At 70.1% G+C, this 19,495-nt stretch carries 19 protein-coding genes; 9 read left to right on the top strand and 10 right to left on the bottom strand.

Annotation, left to right across the window (positions count from 1 at the left end):
- Nucleotides 1-59: 59 nt before the first annotated feature.
- Together BN977_RS06315 and BN977_RS06310 are read left to right on the top strand one after the other, a co-directional pair.
- The gene (locus BN977_RS06315) at nt 60-398 is read left to right on the top strand and encodes a hypothetical protein (RefSeq protein ID WP_024454281.1); all 339 of its coding nucleotides are present in this window, start codon (nt 60-62) and stop codon (nt 396-398) included.
- Entirely contained in the window at nt 391-2,163 is a 1,773-nt protein-coding gene (locus BN977_RS06310; protein ID WP_036396744.1) for an SDR family oxidoreductase, read from the top strand. The genes BN977_RS06315 and BN977_RS06310 overlap by 8 nt, the downstream gene beginning before the upstream one ends.
- An 11-nt stretch (nt 2,164-2,174) precedes the next feature.
- Here BN977_RS06310 and BN977_RS06305 read toward each other — a convergent pair whose 3' ends face one another.
- A complete protein-coding gene (locus tag BN977_RS06305) occupies nt 2,175-3,683 on the bottom strand; it encodes a leucyl aminopeptidase (protein WP_036396743.1) in 1,509 nt (502 codons plus the stop codon).
- Nucleotides 3,684-3,694: 11 nt separating this feature from the next.
- Nucleotides 3,695-4,777 (bottom strand): adenylate/guanylate cyclase domain-containing protein, encoded by a 1,083-nt coding sequence (locus BN977_RS06300; protein ID WP_024454284.1) that lies wholly within the window; start codon nt 4,775-4,777, stop codon nt 3,695-3,697.
- 42 nt (nt 4,778-4,819) lie between these two features.
- Between BN977_RS06300 and gcvT the strand changes: the two genes are divergently transcribed.
- Together gcvT and BN977_RS06290 are read left to right on the top strand one after the other, a co-directional pair.
- Nucleotides 4,820-5,932, top strand: coding sequence for a glycine cleavage system aminomethyltransferase GcvT (gene gcvT, locus BN977_RS06295; protein WP_036396742.1), 1,113 nt, complete (start codon nt 4,820-4,822; stop codon nt 5,930-5,932).
- A gap of 51 nt (nt 5,933-5,983) precedes the next feature.
- Nucleotides 5,984-7,090 (top strand): branched-chain amino acid aminotransferase, encoded by a 1,107-nt coding sequence (locus BN977_RS06290; protein ID WP_024454286.1) that lies wholly within the window; start codon nt 5,984-5,986, stop codon nt 7,088-7,090.
- Here the strand turns inward: BN977_RS06290 and BN977_RS06285 are convergent.
- The 6 genes from BN977_RS06285 to BN977_RS06260 all read right to left on the bottom strand — a co-directional run bounded on the left by BN977_RS06285 (nt 7,087) and on the right by BN977_RS06260 (nt 12,685).
- Nucleotides 7,087-8,247 carry a zinc-binding dehydrogenase gene (locus BN977_RS06285; protein WP_036398542.1) on the bottom strand — a complete coding sequence of 387 codons (1,161 nt, stop codon included), beginning with the start codon at nt 8,245-8,247 and terminating at the stop codon, nt 7,087-7,089. The two genes, BN977_RS06290 and BN977_RS06285, sit on opposite strands and share 4 nt — an antisense overlap.
- A gap of 71 nt (nt 8,248-8,318) precedes the next feature.
- Nucleotides 8,319-9,704: a protein adenylyltransferase SelO gene (locus BN977_RS06280; protein WP_036396741.1), complete on the bottom strand. Its 1,386-nt coding sequence runs from the start codon at nt 9,702-9,704 to the stop codon at nt 8,319-8,321.
- An 11-nt stretch (nt 9,705-9,715) separates the two neighbouring features.
- The gene (locus tag BN977_RS06275; RefSeq protein ID WP_036396740.1) at nt 9,716-10,438 is read right to left on the bottom strand and encodes an adenosylcobinamide-GDP ribazoletransferase; all 723 of its coding nucleotides are present in this window, start codon (nt 10,436-10,438) and stop codon (nt 9,716-9,718) included.
- Nucleotides 10,435-11,475 (bottom strand): nicotinate-nucleotide--dimethylbenzimidazole phosphoribosyltransferase, encoded by a 1,041-nt coding sequence (gene cobT / locus BN977_RS06270; protein WP_036396739.1) that lies wholly within the window; start codon nt 11,473-11,475, stop codon nt 10,435-10,437. The genes BN977_RS06275 and cobT overlap by 4 nt, the downstream gene beginning before the upstream one ends.
- Nucleotides 11,472-12,005 (bottom strand): bifunctional adenosylcobinamide kinase/adenosylcobinamide-phosphate guanylyltransferase, encoded by a 534-nt coding sequence (locus BN977_RS06265; RefSeq protein WP_036396738.1) that lies wholly within the window; start codon nt 12,003-12,005, stop codon nt 11,472-11,474. Before BN977_RS06265 ends, cobT begins: the two co-directional genes overlap by 4 nt.
- 5 nt (nt 12,006-12,010) lie before the next feature.
- Nucleotides 12,011-12,685: a DUF3043 domain-containing protein gene (locus BN977_RS06260; RefSeq protein WP_036398541.1), complete on the bottom strand. Its 675-nt coding sequence runs from the start codon at nt 12,683-12,685 to the stop codon at nt 12,011-12,013.
- A gap of 70 nt (nt 12,686-12,755) precedes the next feature.
- Here BN977_RS06260 and BN977_RS06255 point away from each other — a divergent pair, with 70 nt between their 5' ends.
- Nucleotides 12,756-13,808: a glycerate kinase family protein gene (locus BN977_RS06255; RefSeq protein ID WP_036396737.1), complete on the top strand. Its 1,053-nt coding sequence runs from the start codon at nt 12,756-12,758 to the stop codon at nt 13,806-13,808.
- Between the two features lie 73 nt (nt 13,809-13,881).
- On the top strand, nt 13,882-14,238 hold the full coding sequence (locus BN977_RS06250) for a HesB/IscA family protein (RefSeq protein ID WP_036396735.1): 357 nt from the start codon (nt 13,882-13,884) through the stop codon (nt 14,236-14,238).
- Here BN977_RS06250 and BN977_RS06245 read toward each other — a convergent pair.
- The gene (locus BN977_RS06245) at nt 14,231-14,824 is read right to left on the bottom strand and encodes an Rv0361 family membrane protein (RefSeq protein WP_036396734.1); all 594 of its coding nucleotides are present in this window, start codon (nt 14,822-14,824) and stop codon (nt 14,231-14,233) included. The genes BN977_RS06250 and BN977_RS06245 overlap by 8 nt on opposite strands.
- Before the next feature lie 131 nt (nt 14,825-14,955).
- On the opposite strand from BN977_RS06245, the gene BN977_RS06240 reads away from it, so the two are divergent.
- Entirely contained in the window at nt 14,956-15,939 is a 984-nt protein-coding gene (locus BN977_RS06240; RefSeq protein WP_036396733.1) for a carbohydrate kinase family protein, read from the top strand.
- Here BN977_RS06240 and asnB read toward each other — a convergent pair.
- Nucleotides 15,936-17,867 (bottom strand): asparagine synthase (glutamine-hydrolyzing), encoded by a 1,932-nt coding sequence (gene asnB, locus BN977_RS06235; RefSeq protein ID WP_024454296.1) that lies wholly within the window; start codon nt 17,865-17,867, stop codon nt 15,936-15,938. The genes BN977_RS06240 and asnB overlap by 4 nt on opposite strands.
- A 78-nt stretch (nt 17,868-17,945) precedes the next feature.
- Here asnB and ctaC point away from each other — a divergent pair, with 78 nt between their 5' ends.
- Both ctaC and BN977_RS06225 read left to right on the top strand, forming a co-directional pair.
- Entirely contained in the window at nt 17,946-19,049 is a 1,104-nt protein-coding gene (ctaC, locus tag BN977_RS06230) for an aa3-type cytochrome oxidase subunit II (RefSeq protein ID WP_407661190.1), read from the top strand.
- 9 nt (nt 19,050-19,058) lie between these two features.
- Nucleotides 19,059-19,478 (top strand): cytochrome c oxidase subunit 4, encoded by a 420-nt coding sequence (locus tag BN977_RS06225; protein ID WP_024454298.1) that lies wholly within the window; start codon nt 19,059-19,061, stop codon nt 19,476-19,478.
- Nucleotides 19,479-19,495: the final 17 nt, after the last annotated feature.

The following is a 19,495-nucleotide window of genomic DNA, read 5'->3' as shown; positions in this document are numbered from 1 at the left end:
GACGTCCGGACTTGTCGCTCTGGCACCATCGAAGGTGACAAAGAGAGGAGTTACGCCACGTGGGACTTTTCGATAAATGGCGTGGCTCGGGTGGCGGGTCGCAGACCGCCGCCGACCTGGATTACCTGCGGCAGTGGGTGGCCACCCATCACGGCGTCGAGGCCTTCGTCGAACCCAAGACCACCGTCACCGATGTGACCGTGGTGCTCGTGGCCGCCGATGGCGAGTGGACCCGACGCCGCACGGGCGGCGACGCCGGGGCCCGGCGGCTGAGCCGCCAGCTCGACATCCCGGTCTACGACGTGCAGAAGGTCGGCTATCCGCAACGCATGCGCGACTACGACGCCCGCCGTCGCATCGAACGGCAGCGAGCGCTGCGCAGTGAACTCGATGAGTGAGGCGCCCGTGCATCGCCGTCGCGTACCCAGTGCCGACGGCACCGGGATCGCCGTGTACGAGCAGGGCAACCCCGACGGACCCACGGTGGTGCTGGTGCACGGCTGGCCCGACTCGCATGTGCTGTGGGACGGGGTCGTACCGCTGCTCGCCGACCGGTTCCGGGTGATCCGGTACGACAACCGCGGGGTCGGTGGATCCGATGCCCCCACACCGGTTTCGGCGTACACCATGGCCCATTACGCCGACGACTTCGCCGCCGTCACCGCGGCGGTCAGCCCCGGCACCGCCGTGCACGTGCTGGCCCATGACTGGGGTTCGGTGGGGGTGTGGGAATACCTTGCCCGCCCCGAATCGGCCACGCGGGTTGCGTCATTCACCTCGGTGTCCGGGCCGAGCGCCGACCACCTCAACCGGTTCGCCGTGACGAGTCTGAAACGGCCGTACCGGCTCAAGGCCTTCGCCAGGGCGGTCGACGGGCTGGCCCGGCTGGCGTACATGGGCGCGTTCTCCATCCCGGTGCTCGCGCCGGCGGCCATCCGGTTCGCCTTCGCCCGCGGCGCCATGCGGCGCCAGTTGCTGCGCGACGGTATTGCGCCCGAGTCGATCCACCACGCCGACGGTTTCGCGCGCGACGCCGCCCGCAGCATGAAGGTGTACCCCGCCAACTACTTCCGCGCCCTGTCCTCGGGCCGCACCGACCATTACGTCGGGGTGCCGGTGCAGCTGATCGTCAACACCGACGATCCGTTCGTCCGGCCTTACGTGTTCGACGCGGTGGCCCAATGGGTCCCGACGTTGTGGCGCCGCGACCTCAAGGCCGGGCACTGGGCCCCGATGTCGCACCCGCACGTCTTGGCCAGGGCGGTCACCGAACTCGTCGACCACCTGGACGGGCAGCCGGCGGCCCGCGAGCTGGCCAGGGCCCGCGTCGGCGGCAGCCGGCCGTCGTTTGCCCACACGTTGGTGTCGGTGACCGGGGCCGGTGATGGGATCGGCCGGGCCACCGCCCTGGAATTCGCTTCGCAGGGAGCCGAAGTGGTGGTCAGCGATATCGACCAGGTCGGCGCCGAACAGACCGCGCGGCTGATCGCCGCCGCCGGCGGGGTGGCGCACGCCTACCGGCTGGACGTCGCCGACGCCGACGCGGTGGCCCGCTTCGCCGAGACGGTCCGCGGCGCGCACGGCGTCCCCGACATCCTGGTGAACAACGCCGGTGTCGGGCACGGCGGCTATTTCCTGGACACCCCGGCCGACGAGTACGACCGGGTGCTGGACATCAATTTCGGCGGAGTCGTGAACTGCTGCCGGGCGTTCACGCCCGCGATGGTCGCGCGGGGTTCCGGCGGCCACGTCGTGAACGTCGCCTCGATGGCGGCCTTCACTCCCATCGCCGCCGTGAACGCCTATGCCACCAGCAAGGCCGCGGTGTTCATGTTCTCCGACTGCCTACGGGCCGAATTGAGTTCCGCCGCAATCGGTGTGACGACGCTGTGCCCCGGCGTCATCCAGACCGGCATCGTGGACCGCACCCACTTCGACATGCCCGCCGCCAAGCGCCGGGAGCTGGAGGTCAGACGGGCACAGGCCAAGCGGGCCTTCGCCGCGCGCGGCGACGGTCCCGAGAAGGTGGCTCGGGCGATCGTCGCCGCGGTGCGCACCGACAAGGCGGTCGCACCGGTGACCCCCGAGGCACACGTGGCGTACGGCCTGGCTCGGGTGGCGCCGGCGGTGTTGCGCCGGGCCGCCCGCGGCCGGCTGCTCTAGCGTCAGCCGGATCAGCCGTTGCGCGCGATGTCCTCCAGGACGGCGAACATGGTCCTGGTCGGCACGCCGGTCCCACCCTTGGGGGTGTAGCCCCACGGCCCGCCGGTGTTGTAGGCCGGCGCGGCGATGTCGATATGCGCCCACTGCACCCCGTCGGCGACGAACTCGCGCAGATAGGTGCCGGCCACCAGCATGCCCGCGTAGCGCGAGGCGCTGACGTTGGCCAGATCGGCCACCGTCGACTTGAGGTCGTCCTTGAGTTCCTCAGGCAGCGGCATGGGCCAGGCGTTCTCGCCGACCTCCTGGGAGAGTTCGGCGACCCGGTCGCGGAACTCGTCGCTGCCCATCACGCCGGGGGTGCGGGCGCCGAGGGCGACGGTCTGCGCACCGGTCAGCGTGGAGGTCTCGATCAGGTAGTCGGGATCGTCCTCGCAGGCCCGCACGATGGCGTCGGCCAGGATGAGCCGGCCCTCGGCGTCGGTGTTGAGCACCTCGACGGTGATGCCGCCGTACTGGGTCAGCACGTCGCCGGGCCGCTGCGCGGTGGCCGACGGCATGTTCTCGGCCATCGGCACGGTGGCGACGACGTCGATGGGCAGGTTCTGCTTGGCGGCCAGCACCACGGTGGCGATGACCGCGGCCGCCCCGCCCATGTCGGAGGTCATGTGGTGCATGTTGGCGGCCGGCTTGATCGAGATGCCGCCGGTGTCGAAGGTGATGCCCTTGCCCACCAGCGCCACCTTCTTGCCTTTACGCCCCGCCCCCTTGTGCGTCAGCCGGACCAGTCGCGGCAGCCGCGACGAGCCCTGGCCCACGCCGATGATGCCGCCGTAGCCGGCCTTGGCCAGCGCCTTATCGTCCAGCACCTCGACCGTGAGGCCGGCTTCCTCGCCCAAAGCCTTTGCGCGCTTGGCGAATTCGGCGGGGAAGAGGTGGCTGGGCGGGGTGTTGACGAAATCGCGGGCGGTCGCCACGGCCGAGGCGATGTCCACCGCGCGCTGCACGGTGGCCTTCGTGGCGGCCTTGGTGTCGGCCGCCAGTGCGACGATCTTGGACAGTCCCTTGTCCTTGGGTGCGGTCTTGTCGCTGCGGAACTCGGTGAACCGGTAGGCGCCCAGGATGAGGCCCTCGAGCACCGCCTCCAGATCCAGGGCGGTCAGCGTGGTGACCACCGTGGCGACCTTGTCCAGTGCGCGGGCCGCGTTGCCTGCCGCCCGACGCAGGCTGTCGGCGGGCCACACATCGCGGTCCTCGCCCAGCCCGACGGTCAGCACGCTGGCCACCGGCAGCTCGGCGATGACCAGCCGGTGCTGCTGACCCTCGCCGCCGGTGCCGCCGAGGGCCGCCAGCGCCGACTCGATGGCGGCCGCGGCGGCGGCATCGAGGTGCTCGCCCAGCACGCGCGGTCCGTCGTCGCCGGCCACCACGCCGACGACGAGGACGGCATCGGCGGTGCCCCGGCGGGGCAGGGACGTGCTGAGGGTGACGGACGGGGCCTGGTATCCGGATGCGCTGCTCACGGTGTTCCACCCTAGAGACACAGCAGCGGATGCGCCGTGACCGGTGCGTCGAAACCTTTCAGCGTGAACGACCGCGACGGCGCGAAATCGTGTCCGGACAGTTCGTCGTACAGCGCGGATGACACCAGGATCTGGCCCGGCTCGGCGGTGGCGACCAGCCGGGCCGCCAGATTCACCGGGTTGCCGAAATAGTCACCGCTGATCGCCAGCACCTCGCCGTACCCCAGGCCGGCGCGCACCCGCAGCCCCGCCTCACGCGCCTTGGTGTTGCCGACCAGGGCGATGGCGGCGTCCATCAGCAACTCCGGGGTGGAGCTCACCCACATCACCGCGTCGCCGATGAACTTCACCACGCGACCGTTGGCCGCGTGCACGACATCGGCCGCGGTGGCCCCGAAATCGTTGAGCAGGTCCGTCAGTTCGGCGGCGCTGAGCAGTTGGGTCAGGGCGGTGAACCCGGACAGGTCGGCAAAACCGATGCCGCACACCACCGTCGGTGACGCGTCCCGCACGACGTGTTCGAAATAGGTGCGCGCGCTCATCAGATGCTGGCGGTGCACCGCGTCGATGGCCGCACCGATGCGCGGCAGGTAGGAGACCGCTTCCCGGTACGCCCGAGCGGTGGCGAACTCGTCGTGACTGACCTCGATCTGGACATCCGGTGAGGTGGCCCGCATCATCGAGGACTCCGCCTCGGCCAGCCGCGCCATGCCCGATCCGATGACGCGCAGCAGGCCGGTGGCGGCGACATCACCGACCACCAGCCGCATCTCGGCCCACGTGCGCAGGGCCTCCACGTCGGCCCGGCTCAGCGACTTGGTGGAGCAGTCGGTGACGGTCAGGCCCAACGCCGCCCAGGCGTGCTCGACATCGGCCAGCGACACCCCGATCTCGGCGGCGGCGTCGGCCAGGCAGTACTCGGGCGGGCCCGACCACTGCAGGACATCGCCGGCCAAGCCGAACAGCCGGCCCCTGGCTTCGGCCTCCACCATCTGGTCGGCGGTGAAGCCCAGCCCGTCCAGATATTCGATCAGCGGGGCGCGCCGGCGCGCATCGGCGATTCCCGCTGCCTCGAGTGCGTCGAAATCGACCACCGTGCAAGTGTGCCAGCGCGATCCCCTCTAGGGTGGGGGATTGTGACTGAGACAGTGCTGCAGGGCCCGTTGGAGGATCGCCACCGCGCGCTCGGCGCCAGTTTCGCCGAGTTCGGCGGATGGTTGATGCCGGTGTCCTACGCGGGCACCGTCGCCGAACACAATGCGACCCGCACCACCGTCGGGCTGTTCGACGTCAGCCATCTGGGCAAGGCGCTGGTGCGCGGACCCGGCGCGGCGGCCTACGTCAATTCCGCACTGACCAACGACCTCACCAGGATCGGACCGGGTAAGGCCCAATACACGTTGTGCTGCAACGAATCCGGCGGGGTGATCGACGATTTGATCGCCTACTACGTGGCCGACGACGAGATCTTCCTGGTGCCCAACGCGGCCAACACCGCGGCCGTGGTCGCCGAGCTGCAGCGGCACGCCCCGCCCGGGCTGACCATCACCGACGAGCACCGCTCCTATGCCGTGCTGGCCGTGCAGGGCCCCAAGGCTGCCGACGTGCTCGGCGCGCTGGGGCTGCCGACCGAGATGGACTACATGGGCTATGCCGACGCCGAATACGCGGGGGTGCCCGTGCGGGTCTGCCGCACCGGCTACACCGGTGAGCACGGGTACGAGTTGCTGCCCGAATGGGATCGCGCCGGCGTGGTGTGGGATGCGCTGCTGGAGCAGGTGCGCGCCGAAGGTGGTGAACCGGCCGGGTTGGGTGCCCGCGACACCCTGCGCACCGAGATGGGCTATCCGTTGCACGGCCACGAGCTGTCGCTGGACATCTCGCCCGTGCAGGCCAGGGCCGGCTGGGCCGTCGGTTGGAAGAAGGAGGCCTTCTGGGGCCGCGACGCGCTGCTGGCCGAGAAGCAGGCCGGCCCGCGGCGGACCCTGCGCGGGCTCAAGGCGCTGGGCCGTGGGGTGCTGCGGGCCGACTTGACGGTGCTGGCCCCGGGGGATCAGCCCGGGGGTGTCCCTGTCGGTGTCACCACGTCCGGGACGTTCTCGCCCACGTTGAAGGTCGGTATCGCGCTGGCGCTGCTCGACACCGCGGCCGGGATCGCCGACGGGCAGACCGTCATCGTCGACGTCCGCGGCCGGCCGCTGGAATGCCAAGTCGTCGCGCCGCCGTTCGTGCCGGCACGCACCCGATAACACGCGGTCGGCGGGCGAAAAGGGCTAGCCACCGGGTTATACAATCGGAACATGACAGACGGTCCCCTCGAATTCACGCTTGCCCGCAACACGTCACCGGCAAGCGACGAGGTACGGGCCGGCATCCTGGCCGATCCCGGTTTCGGCCGCTATCACACCGACCACATGGTCTCCATCGACTACAGCGTGGCCGACGGCTGGCACAACGCGGCGGTGCTGCCGTACGGGCCGCTGCAGCTGGACCCTTCGGCCATCGTGCTGCACTACGCGCAGGAGATCTTCGAGGGCCTCAAGGCCTACCGCTGGGCCGACGGATCGGTGGTGTCGTTCCGGCCGGAGGCCAACGCGGCGCGGCTGCAGGCCTCGGCGCGCCGGCTGGCCATCCCGGAGCTGCCCACCGAGACGTTCCTGGAATCGCTGCGGCAGTTGATCGCCGTGGACCACCAATGGGTGCCGCCGGCCGGCGGTGAGGAATCGCTGTACCTGCGGCCGTTCGTCATCGCCACCGAGCCCGGGTTGGGGGTGCGGCCCGCCAACGCCTACCGCTACCTGGTGATCGGATCACCCGCGGGGGCGTACTTCAAGGGCGGCATCAAGCCGGTCAGCGTGTGGTTGTCGCACGAGTACGTGCGCGCCTCGCCGGGCGGTACCGGGGCCGCGAAGTTCGGCGGCAACTACGCGGCGTCGCTGCTGGCGCAGGCGCAGGCCGCCGATCAGGGCTGTGATCAGGTGGTGTGGCTGGACGCCCTCGAACGCCGCTATGTCGAAGAGATGGGCGGGATGAACCTGTTCTTCGTGTTCGGCAGTGGCGGCACGGCCCGGCTGGTCACCCCGGAGCTGTCCGGTTCGCTGCTGCCCGGCATCACCCGGGATTCGTTGCTGCAGTTGGCAACCGACGCTGGCTTCGCCGTCGAGGAACGCAAGATCGACGTCGAGGAATGGCAGAAGAAGGCCATCGCCGGCGAGATCACCGAGGTGTTCGCGTGCGGCACCGCCGCGGTGATCACGCCGGTCTCGCACGTCAAGCACCGCGACGGGGAGTTCACCATCGCCGACGGCCAGCCCGGCGAGGTGACCATGGCGCTGCGCGACACCCTCACCGGGATTCAGCGCGGCACCTTCGCCGACACCCACGGCTGGATGGCCAAGCTCGGCTAGACCGGTGCGGTGGCGCTGCTGCGCGGGTCGACCAGGATCTTGGCGTGCTTCTCCGGGTCGCCCAGCTCGTCGAAAGCCGTTGCCACGCCGTCGAGTCCGACGGTGCCGGTGATCAGTGGCGCGGCGTCGAGCTTGCCGTCGGCCAGCAGGTGCAGGGTGTCGCGGAATTCCAGCGGGGTGTAGCCGAACACGAACCGCAGGTCGATCTCCTTGCCGATGGCCATCGACGGGCGCAGCTTGTCATCACCCATGCACAGCCCGACGACCACCACCCGGGTGCCCAGCGGGGCCGCGGCGATCACGCCGTCGATCATGCCGGGCACGCCGACGCACTCGAACACGATGGGGCGCTTGGGGTTTGCCCCGCCCAGCGAGTCGACCAGGCGGTACAGGTGCACCCAACCGGGCACCTTGCGCAGTTTCTCCATGGACCCGACGGCCAGCTCGAACAGGGCCGGCGCCTCGGTGATCATGCCCTTGGCCGCGGCCGCGTCATAGGGTGAGTCCACCGCCGGGTCGACCACCACGTCGGCGCCGCAGCGTTTCGCCAGTGCCCGCCGGCCGGGGGAGAAGTCGCTGGCGACGATCGTGCCGACACCCCTGGCCTTGAGGTGACAGATGACGGCCAGCCCCAGCGGGCCGCAGCCGATGACCACGGCGGTGTCCCGGCGGGAGATGTCGCTGCGCCGTACCGCGTGCAACGCGACCGCCATCGGTTCGGTCAGGGCTGCGATGTCCATCGACAGCCCGTTGGGCACCGCGAACGCCATCGACGCCTCGGCCAGCGCCTGCTCGGCGAACCCGCCGGGCGCCAGCGGCGACAACCCGGTCATGTGCACCCCGCCGTGCGCCCGCAACATCGGGAACACCGCCACCGGCGTGCCCACCTTCAACGCCCGCGGGGTGCCCTTCCCCCGTTCGGCGATCTCGCCGCAGAATTCGTGGCCCAGCACCACGGTGGCGGCGCTGTTGATGAAATCCGGATAACCGATCTCGTCCATCACGCCCTTGAGTTCGTCGGCGTGCAGGCGGGCGTGCAGGTCCGAGCCGCAGATGCCGGCCCTGGCGACGTCGATGACGAGTTGGCCCTTGGCCGGCCGCGGTGCCGGCAGGTCGACGACGTCGAGCGCGCCGGCGTGACAGGTCACGGCGCGCATGGTCGGTGTGGTCGTCCCCGTGGTGGTCATCCCTGCATTATGCGGTACCGCCGGTTCCGCACGACGGGTGGTCAGGTGCCGCAGAACGTTCGATAGTCGGCGGCGAACTCGGCCGGGGCCGGCTCGGCGTAGCGGGCCAGGCCGGGGCGCTCGGTGAACGGCTCCCGCACGGCGGCGACCAGGTCGCGCACCGGCCCGGGATCGCCGGCGGTGGCCGCGGCCAGCGCCTCCTCGACCAGGTGATTACGCGGGATGTAGACGGGGTTGACCCGGTCCATCGCCGCGGTGTCCGGGTCCAGTTCCCGCCACCGGCCGGCCCAGTCGGCGAACCCATCCGGGACCGTGCCGCGGCTCAAGCCGCGGAAGAAGGAGGTGAAATCCGGGCGGTGCTGCTGCAGCAGGGCCAACAGATCGGCGATGAGTTGCGGATCTGCTTGCCCGACACCGAGTTTGGCGCTCATCCGGGCGTCGAACTCGCGCTCGTAGCTGTCCTTGAAGGTGCCCAGTGTGTCGGTGGCCGTGGCGATCGCGCGGTCGGTGTCGGCGTCGATCAGCGGTAGCAGCGTCTCGGCGAACCGGGCCAGATTCCAGGCGGCCACCGCCGGCTGGTTGCCGTAGGCATAGCGGCCCCAGCTGTCGATCGAGCTGAACACCGTCACCGGGTCGTAGGCCTCCATGAACGCGCAGGGCCCGTAGTCGATGGTCTCGCCGGAGATGGTCATGTTGTCGGTGTTCATCACGCCGTGGATGAACCCGACGGCCATCCACCGCGCGATCAGCGCCGCCTGCGCGGCGATCACCGCCTCCAGCAGCGCCAGATAGGGGTTGGCGGCGGCGGCCGCCTGCGGGTGGTGGCGGGCGATGGCGTAGTCGGCCAGCCGACGCACCAGCTCACCGTCACCGGTCAGCGCCGCGTACTGGAAACTGCCGACCCGCAGATGACTGCCGGCCACCCGGGCCAGCACCGCGCCGGGTTGCGGGGTCTCCCGGTGCACGGTCGTCCCGGTGGCCACCACCGCCAGCGCGCGGGTGGTGGGGATGCCCAGGGCGTGCATCGCCTCACTGATCACATACTCGCGCAGCATCGGTCCGACCGCGGCCAGGCCGTCACCGCCACGGGCGAACGGGGTCCGTCCGGAACCCTTGAGGTGCAGGTCGCGGCCATCGGGCAGTTCACCGAGCAGCAGCGCCCGGCCGTCACCCAGTCGGGGGACCAGACCGCCGAACTGATGACCGGCGTAGGCCTGGGCCACCGGCACGGCGCCGTCGGGCAGCGTGGTGCCGGTCAGGAACCCGAGTCCAGCGGCACTGCGCAGCCACTCGGGATCCAGGCCCAGCTCGGCGGCCAGCGGTTCGTTGAGCACCAGCAGTGCCGGGGCGTCGGGGGCTTGGGCCTGCCAGGCGATGGACAGTTCCGGCAGCGTGCGGGCGAATTGGTCACCCAGCGCAATCACCATTCCAACTGTACTCACGCCGCCGCGAGGCCCAGCGCGACCAGCGTGGTGGTCAGTTCGCACGCCGCGCCCAGCACGTCACCGGTGATGCCGCCGAACCGCCGCACGCAGTGGGCCACCAGCGCCGCGGTGAGGGCCAGCGCGGCCAGCACCACGATCGGGCCCAACCACGGCAGCGGGGTGGCCGGCACCGCGGCCGCGGCCAGCACCAGCGCCCAGGCCGCCACCACCCACCGCGGCTGCGAACCGGCCACCAGCGCACCCAGCGTGCTGCCCTGTGCGGCGGGCACCCCGCGCCGGCAGGTCATCACGATGGCCACCCGCCCGGCCGTCACCGCGATCACCACGGCGCCACCGCCGGCCATGCCGAAAGTCAAGCCCTGCACCACGATTGCCACAACCACGGCCGCCACCCCGAACGGGCCCGCGGTGCCGCCGCGCATCACGGCCAGCGCACGCTCGGGCGGGCCGTAACACCCCAATCCGTCGACGGTGTCCGACAGCCCGTCGATATGCAGGCCGCGGGTGCCCAGCAGCAGCACGGCCACCGCGAGCACCCCGGGCAGCGCCCCGGCGCCGTAACACTGCGACGCGCCCCACACGGTCAGGGCCGCCAGCCCGCCCAGTGCGGCGCCGACCACCGGCAGCGCGGTCAGCGCGCCCCGGCCGAACGGGTGACTCACCCGCAGCGGCAGCACCGTGCCGAATGCGAAAGCCGAAGCGAGCGAACGGATCACGCGCCGGATACTTGAGCTTCGTCGAAGGTGGCCATCGACGCCAGCGTCGCGACCGCGGCGCGCACGATCGGCAGGGCCACCGCCGCGCCGGTGCCTTCGCCCAGCCGCATGCCCAGATCGACGATCGGCGCCAGGCCCAGATGGTCCAGGGCCAGCGTGTGCGCCGGTTCGGTGGAGCGGTGCCCGGCCTGCCACCACGCCCGCGCGCCGGGGGCCAGCAGGTCGGCGATCAGCGCCGCCGCGGTGACCACCACACCGTCCAGCAGCACCGGGGTGCGCCGCACCGCGGCCTGGGCCAGGAACCCGGCCATCGCGGCGAGATCGGCGCCGCCGCACACCCGCAGCAACGCCTCGGGATCGGCGGTGACGCCACGGGCCCGGTAGAGCGCATCACGAATGGCCGACACTTTGCGGGCCCAGCCGGCGTCGTCGATGCCGGTGCCGCGGCCGGCCACCACAACTGGCTCCGACCGCGTCACCGCGGCAATCAAAGTGGTTGCCGCGGTGGTGTTTCCGATGCCCATATCACCGGCGATCAGCAGATCGGCGCCGCCGTCGACCTCCTCGTCGGCGATGGTGCGGCCGGCCTGGATGGCCGCCGCGGTGTCCTCGGCGCTCAGCGCGTCCTCGACCGCGATGTTGCCGCTGCCACGGCGCACCTTGTGCGCGCCGATCGCCGCGCTCAGCGGTTCGGCGTCCACGGCGATGTCCGCGACGCGCACCGATGCCCCCGCCGCGTCGCCGATGACGTTGATGGCCGCGCCGCCGGCCGCGAAGTTGGCCACCATCTGCGGGGTGACTTCCGGCGGGAAAGCCGACACCCCGGACGCGGTCACCCCGTGGTCACCGGCGAACACCACGATCCGGGCGCGCTCGAACTGCCGTGGCGGGCAGACACCCTGACACGACGCCACCCACACCGACAGGTCCTCCAGCCGGCCCAGCGCGCCCGGCGGTTTGGTCAGCGTGTTCTGCCGGGCCTGCGCCGCCCGCAGCGCGTCCGCGTCGGGTGCGACGATCCCGGGGAAAGCGGTCACCTGATCGTCTCCTTCACCACTAGAGGCTGGCCCGCGACCACCAGCACGACTCGGTCGCACCGCGCCGCCAACCGCTGGTTCAGCGTGCCCAGTTCATCGGCGAACAGCCGGCCGCCCGCGGTCGCGGGCACCACGGTGAGCCCCACCTCGGGGCTCACCAGCGTCAGCTTCCCATCGAATCCTGTGACCGCTGCGCAGAGTTCGTCGACGTCGGCGTGCACCGACCCGCCGGTCCAGGCGTGGCGCCGGTCCATCGTCGCGGTCAACCAGCCGCCGATGTCGTCGACCAGCGTGGCGGTGCGGGTGTCGGCGCGCAAAGCGGCTGCCACATCGGCGGTTTCGACGGTGGACCAGTGGGCGGGCCGGCGGCTGCGGTGGGTGTCGACGCGCCGGGTCCAGTCCGGGTCACCGGTGTCGGTGCGGCCGGTGGCCAGGTAGCGGACCGGGGCGGTGCCCATGCCTGCGGCGATACCGGCCTCGGCCCACTGCGATTTGCCCGAACGGATCCCCCCGAGGACCAGTACCCGCACGCGTGTCAGACGTCGTCGCCGCGGTTGACCATCGGTCGCGGCGCGCGCATCCGGCGCAGCTGCGAGGCGCGGCTGGCGGCGTAGAAGCCGAGCTTGAAACCGCTCTCGGTGTTCGACGGGAACTTCGCGTCGACCATGCGGTTCACCCGGCGGCCCACCAGCACACCGTCGATGGCCATCACCACCAGCAGCACCGGCATCCCGTAGGACACCCAGCGCTGCACCTCGACCGCGGGCACCGCCAGCGTGATGAGCACCAGGGCCAGCGCCACCGGCATGAACAGGCCGAGCAGGTTGCGGCGGGAGTCCACGATGTCGCGGGCGTACCGGCGCACCGGGCCCTTGTCGCGGGGCAGCAGGTAGGCGTCGTCACCGGCCATCATCCGCTCGCGGCGCTCGGTCATGGCGGCCCGCCGGGCCACCTTCTCGGCCTTGCGTTCCTCCCTGCTGAGCTTGGGCTTGGACGCGGCCAGTTCCTTGCGCCGCTTGCGGGCCTCGGCGGTGGTCAGCGGAGCGGGCGCGACGGGCCCGCGCTTGCGGGAGGCCTCGCTGCGTTTGGGGGTGGGCCGGCCCTTGGGGGCGGTCAGTCCGGTGTCACCGGCGGCAGTCGCCGATGCGGGCGCCGAGGCGTCGGCGTCCTCGGGTTGCGGATTGTCCTTCTTACGGCCCAGCAGATTCACGCCCACAGGGTACTTCCGCTGCGGAATTCCTTGGAATGCGGCTCCGGATCGCACGCCCTACGCTGGCCGGATGCATGTGCTGGTGGCCCCGGACTGTTTCGGTGACAGCCTGACCGCGGTGCAGGCCGCCGAGGCCATCGCGACGGGCTGGGGCCGTGCGCGCGCCGGCGACACCGTCACCCTGGCGCCCCAGTCCGACGGCGGTCCGGGCTTCGTGGAGGTGCTGGCCAGCAGGCTGGGTGCCTTGCAGACCACCCGGGTCAGTGGGCCGCTGGACGAGGCGGTGACGGCGCACTGGGTGCTCGACGGCGAGACCGCCTATCTGGAATGCGCGCAGGCCTGTGGGCTGACCCTGCTGGGCGGACCACCGACCGTGCAGACGGCGCTGGCGGCGCACAGCGGGGGAGTCGGCGAGCTGATCGCCGCGGCGCTGGACGCCGGGGCCCGGCGGATCGCCGTCGGGCTGGGCGGCAGCAGCTGTACCGACGGCGGGCGGGGGCTCGTCGAGGCGCTCGCGAGCGGTGACCATCGGTCGAGCTTGGCGTCCGCACGCGAGCGGCTGGCCGGGGTCGACCTGATCGCCGCCAGTGATGTCGAGCACCCGCTGTTGGGGCCGATGGGTGCGGCGGCGGTGTTCGGCCCGCAGAAGGGCGCCGACCCGGAGACGGTGCAGGTGCTGGAACGCCGGCTCACCGACTGGGCGGCCGAACTCGGCCCCGGGATCGCCGATCGACCGGGAGCCGGCGCGGCCGGCGGCATCGGCGCGGCCCTGCTGGCGCTGGGCGGCCGCCGCGAGTCCGGGGCCGCCGTCATCGCCGAGCACACCCACCTGGCCGACGATATCGCCGCCGCCGACCTCGTCATCACCGGCGAGGGCAGGTTCGACGACCAGTCGCTGCACGGCAAGGTGGTCAGCGCCCTGGCCGCGGGTGCCCGGCACCGCGGCACACCGGTACTGGTGCTGGCGGGTCAGGTGACGCTTGGGCCCCACGCGCTGGCCGCGGCGGGTATCACCGCGGCCCATTCGATCACCGAGTACGCCGGGTCCGTGCAACGCGCCATCGACGATGCCGCCAACCAGCTGACCGGATTGGCCGAGCGCACCGCCCGGGGTTGGCCGTGAGAGTCGGGAATAGCGCCCGGACAAGGTACCGTTGATTACATCGCGATTGCGTGCCCAGTACTCAGGAGAAGCAATGACTGTTCAGGACGACACCACCACCGAAACCCACGGTGTGGTGCTGACCGAATCGGCCGCCGCCAAGGCCAAGGCGCTGCTCGACCAGGAGGGTCGCGATGACCTGGCGTTGCGCATCGCCGTCCAGCCGGGGGGTTGCGCCGGCCTGCGTTACAACCTGTTCTTCGACGACCGCACCCTCGACGGTGATCTGACCGCCGATTTCGGTGGCGTGGCGCTGACCGTCGACCGGATGAGCGCTCCCTACGTGCAGGGCGCCACCATCGACTTCGTCGACACCATCGAGAAGCAGGGTTTCACCATCGACAACCCGAACGCCACCGGCTCCTGCGCCTGCGGCGACTCGTTCAACTGATCTGATCGGTGCGCTGCACGTAGCTGCAGACCAGCACCTGGTTGTCCTGCGCGAGCACCTGAGCCACGGCCTGGCGCTCGCCATCCCCGGACGAGGAAGAGGGCATCCGCCCGGACGTGGCGGGTGTCCCCTTCATGCTGAACAGCACCTGCGCCTGGTTGGGTGACAGGTAGACGATCTTGTCGATCGACGTCACCTCGACGCGCTTGTACTGCTTGCGGAACGCGTCGCCGCTCATATCGGCCAGCGCCAGGTCGGCATCACGGTTTTTCACCGCGTCGTAGAGCCCGCACAGGGTGTGCCGGGCGATGGTCTGTTCGTCGCCGTCGGCCAGCGCATCGAGAAACTGCTGGATGGCCGGCTTCGCGGTCGCCGCGGTGATCGACTGCCGGACCTCGTCGCGGTCGGCGACCAGCACGATCCCCGCCACCGCGGCGATCACCAAGACGACGGCTGCGATCGCCGCGACCAGCGGCCAGCGCCTGCGCTTGGGATACTGCACCGGTGGCGGAAGCATCCCCGGGTACGCGGCAGAGACCTGGTGCGGGGGAAATTGTTGCGGTGGGCCCGGAGGCGGATAGGACATCGGCTACGTTTCGGTGTCTAGGCTTGGACTGGCCGGTGGACTTTCAGGCAGGCTAGCGCACCGGGACGGATATGCCCCTGGCGCACACCCGTACGCTACTTAGATTCATTAATGAAAATGAAGGGCGACTCGTGACCATTGCGGTGACCGGTTCCATTGCGACCGACCATCTGATGAAGTTTCCGGGCAAGTTCTCCGAGCAGCTGCTGCCCGAGCACCTGCAGAAGGTGTCGCTGAGCTTCCTGGTCGACGATCTGGTGATCCACCGCGGTGGGGTGGCCGGCAACATGGCTTTCGCTATCGGGGTGCTCGGCGGTAAGGCGGCCCTGGTCGGCGCGGCCGGCTCGGACTTCACCGACTACCGGCGGTGGCTCACCGACCACGGCGTCAACTGTGACAACGTGCTGATTTCCGAGCAGGCCTACACCGCCCGGTTCGTCTGCACCACCGATGAGGACATGGCCCAGATCGCCTCGTTCTACCCCGGTGCCATGTCCGAGGCGCGCAACATCAAGCTGGCCGACGTCGTAACCCGAACGGGCACACCGGAACTCGTGATCGTCGGCGCCAACGACCCGGACGCCATGTTCGCCCACACGCAGGAGTGCCGCAGCCTGGGCTTGGCGTTCGCCGCCGACCCGAGTCAACAGCTGGCCCGGCTGAACGGGGAGGAGATCCGCCGCCTCATCGACGGCGCCACCTACCTGTTCACCAACGACTACGAGTGGGACCTGCTGCTGCAGAAGTCCGGCCTGAGCGAAGCCCAGGTGATGGGCCAGATCGGCCTGCGGGTCACCACGCTGGGCGCCAAGGGGGTGGACCTGGTGTCCTCCGACGGCACCTTCGTGCACGTCGACGTCGTTCCCGAGACCCACCAGGCCGACCCGACCGGCATCGGCGACGCGTTCCGCGCCGGATTCCTCACCGGCCGCTCCGCCGGGCTGAGCCTGGAGCGGTCCGCTCAGCTGGCCTCGCTGGTGGCGGTGCTGGTGCTGGAGGCCACGGGTCCGCAGGAGTGGACGTGGGACCGCGAGACCGCGCTGGTGCGCCTCGGCGATGCCTACGGTGCCGACGCGGCCGCCGAGATCGGCGCGGCGATCAGCGCCTCCGGCTAGAGCTGGACCGGGTAGGTCGGCTCGGCGATCTGCGGTGTCACGCTGCCCTCCACGAAGATGGCGTGCCAGAGCATGAAGATCAGCACCGTCCACAACCGGCGGCTGTGATCGGCCTCGCCGGCCCGGTGCTGGTCGAGCATGGTGCGCACCGCGGCCAGGTCGATCAGCTCGCCGGTCTGCGAGGCGGCCACCGTCGCGTACGCCCAGTCCAGCAGTTCACCGGCCCGCAGCCAGTGCCGGATCGGCACCGGGAAGCCCAGCTTCGCGCGGTGCAGCACGTGCGCGGGCACGATCGGTTCCAGCGCGCGACGCAACGCGTACTTGGTGGTGGTGCGGGTGATCTTCTGCTCGTACGGCAGCCGGGACGCCACCGCGAACACCTCGGGGTCCAGGAACGGCACCCGCAGCTCCAGTGAATTGGCCATGGTCATCTTGTCGGCCTTGACCAGGATGTCGCCGCGCAACCAGGTGAACAGGTCGATGTGCTGCATGCGTGCCACCGGATCGGCGCCCTGCGAGGCGGCATAAAACGGCGCGGTGACGTCGGTGTGCGTCCAGCCGGGGTTGAACTTGGGCAGCACCGCACGCAACTGGTCGTCGGAGAAGCTGCGGGCGTTGCCGTAGTACCGCTCTTCCAGCGTGAGTGACCCGCGGTGCAGCAGGCTCTTGCCGCGCATGCCTTCCGGCAGCGGTTTGGCGGCCTTGCCCAGCGAGCGCCGCACCGGCCGGGGCAGATAGTCGAAAGGCTTGAGCGACAACGGCTCCCGGTAGATCGTGTAGCCGCCGAACAGTTCGTCGGCACCCTCGCCGGACAGCACCACCTTGACGTGTTTGCGGGCCTCGCGGGCGATGAAGAACAGCGGCACCAGCGCCGGGTCGGCCACCGGTTCGTCGAGATACCAGACGATCTCGGGCAGCGCGGCGACGAACTCCTCCTGGCTGACCACCTTGGTCACGTGCCGCGCACCGATGGCTTCGGCGGATGCGACGGCCACATCGACCTCGGAGAAGCCCTCCCGTTCGAACCCGGTGGTGAAGGTGATCAGCCGCGGGTTGTGCCGCATGGCCAGCGCGGCAATCGCCGTCGAATCGATACCGCCGGACAGGAACGCCCCGACGGTGACGTCGGCGCGCATGTGCTTGGCGACCGAATCCTCCAGCACGGCGGTGATCTCGTCGTAGCGGGCCTGCTCCTCGTTCGGGACGAACGGCACCGCGGCGAACCGGGGGACGAAATACCGGGTGATCTCCGGCGCCGAACCCGGGCGGATCCGGGCGTAGCTGCCCGATTCCAGCCGGCGCACGCCGCGCTGCAACGTCTCGGGCTCGGGCACGTACTGCAGCACCGTGTAGTGCTGCACGGCGCGCTCGTCGATGTCCAGGTCCAGACCCGCCGTCGGCGCCAGCTCCACCAGGCACTTCTTCTCGCTGCCCAGCACGGTGCCACCCGGGCCGCTGGCCAGGTACAGCGGTTTGATGCCGAACGGGTCGCGCGCGCAGATCAACTCGCGGGTCTGGGTATCCCACAGCGCGAAGGCGAACATGCCGCGCAGCCGGGACAGCACCTCGGTGCCCCAGTAGTGGAATCCGGCGACGATCGCCTCACCGTCGCCCTCGGTGTGGAACACCGCACCGAACTCGTCGCGCAATGCCGCGCGCAACTCCAGGTAGTTGTAGATCTCGCCGTTGAACACCAGCGCGTAGCGCTGGGGGGCGTCCTCGGGTCCCCAGCGCAGCGGTTGGTGACTGTGGGCGATGTCGATGATCGACAACCGGTTGAAGCCGAGCACCACGTCGTCGTCGGACCAGGTGCCCGGTTCGTCGGGACCTCGATGGCGCATCAGATGCGAGGCTCCGGACACCGCGTCGACCAGTGCCGGGGAGATCTCGACGGACGGGTCAGTCAGGTAGGCCAGCAGTCCGCACACCGGGCCAGTATGCCGAACAACCTGGGTCAAGCCCGAGTTGGCAGGTCGCTTCGCGGGTTCGCACACCGGTGGTCTACGCTGCGTAGTACATACAGAGCCGACCGACCGCACGGCGGTCCACCGACTTCTATAGGAGGCGCCAACGTGACCGCTCGCGGGTACAAGTTGGTGGCGTTGTCACTGGTCTTGGGCGGGCTGACGGTCCTGCTCAGTGGGTGCAGTTGGCAGGAGGTGTTCGGCCTCGGCTGGCCCACCGGAATCACGCCAGAGGGCAAGCTCAACCGCGATCTGTGGGTGTGGTCGGTGATCGCCTCGTTCGTCGTCGGCGCCATCGTGTGGGCCCTCATCTTCTGGGCCAGCGCCTTCCACCGGAAGAAGGCCACCGACACCGAGCTGCCGCGTCAGTTCGGCTACAACATGCCGCTGGAACTCGTGCTGACCGTGGTGCCGTTCCTGATCATCTCGGTGCTGTTCTACTTCACCGTCGTGGTCCAGGAGCGCATGCTGCACAAGGACCCCAACCCCGAGGTCGTCATCGACGTCACCGCCTTCCAGTGGAACTGGAAGTTCGGTTACCAGAAGATCGCCTTCGGCGACGGCACGTTCAGCTACGACGGCGCGGACCCCGAGAAGAAGGCCGCCATGACGTCCAAGCCCGAGGGCGTGGACGAGCACGGTGAGGAGCGCGTCGGCGCCATCCGCGGTCTCAACCCCGAGGACCGGACCTACCTGAACTTCGACAAGGTGGAGACCCTCGGCACGTCCACCGAGATCCCGGTCCTGGTGCTGCCCAAGGGCAAGCGCATCGAATTCCAGATCGCCTCGGCCGACGTGATCCACGGGTTCTGGGTGCCGGAGTTCCTGTTCAAGCGCGACGTGATGCCGGACCCGAAGGCCAACAATTCCGACAACGTCTTCCAGGTCAGTGAGATCCAGGAGACCGGCGCGTTCGTCGGCCGGTGCACCGAGATGTGCGGCACGTACCACTCGATGATGAACTTCGAGGTGCGCGTCGTGGAGCCCAACGACTTCAAGGCTTACCTCCAGCAGCGCATCGCCGGCAAGACCAATGCCGAAGCGCTGCAGGCGATCAACCAGGATCCGGTGGCGGTCACCACTCATCCGTTCGACACCCGGCGCGGCGAGCAGGTCGGCGTGCCGCCCGTCCAGGCGAGCAAGTAAGGACCACTCATGCATATCGAAGCGCGGTTGTTCGAGTTCCTGACGGCCTTCTTCGCCCTGGCCGCGGTGGTGTACGGCGTGCTCACCGCGTTGTTCGCCACCGGCGGCATCGAGTGGGCGGGCACGGTGGCGCTGGTGCTGACCACCGGGCTGACCCTGATCACCGGTACCTTCTTCCGGTTCGTCGCCCGGCGCCTGGACACCCGGCCCGAGGACTACGAGGACGCCGAGATCAGTGACGGCGCCGGCGAACTGGGCTTCTTCAGCCCGCACAGCTGGTGGCCCGTGCTGATCGCGCTGTCCTTCTCGACGGCGGCCGTCGGTGCCGCGCTGTGGTTGCCGTGGCTGATCGTCGCCGGTATCTGCTTCGTGCTGTTCACCGCCGGCGGCCTGGTGTTCGAGTACTACATCGGCCCCGAGAAGCACTGATCCCGCCCAGGTCACAA

The sequence above is a fragment of the Mycolicibacterium cosmeticum genome, assembly GCF_000613185.1.
Lineage (GTDB): Bacteria > Actinomycetota > Actinomycetes > Mycobacteriales > Mycobacteriaceae > Mycobacterium > Mycobacterium cosmeticum.
The sequence above is the reverse complement of the archived record's forward strand: the minus strand, read 5'-3'. Positions and strand labels throughout refer to the sequence as shown.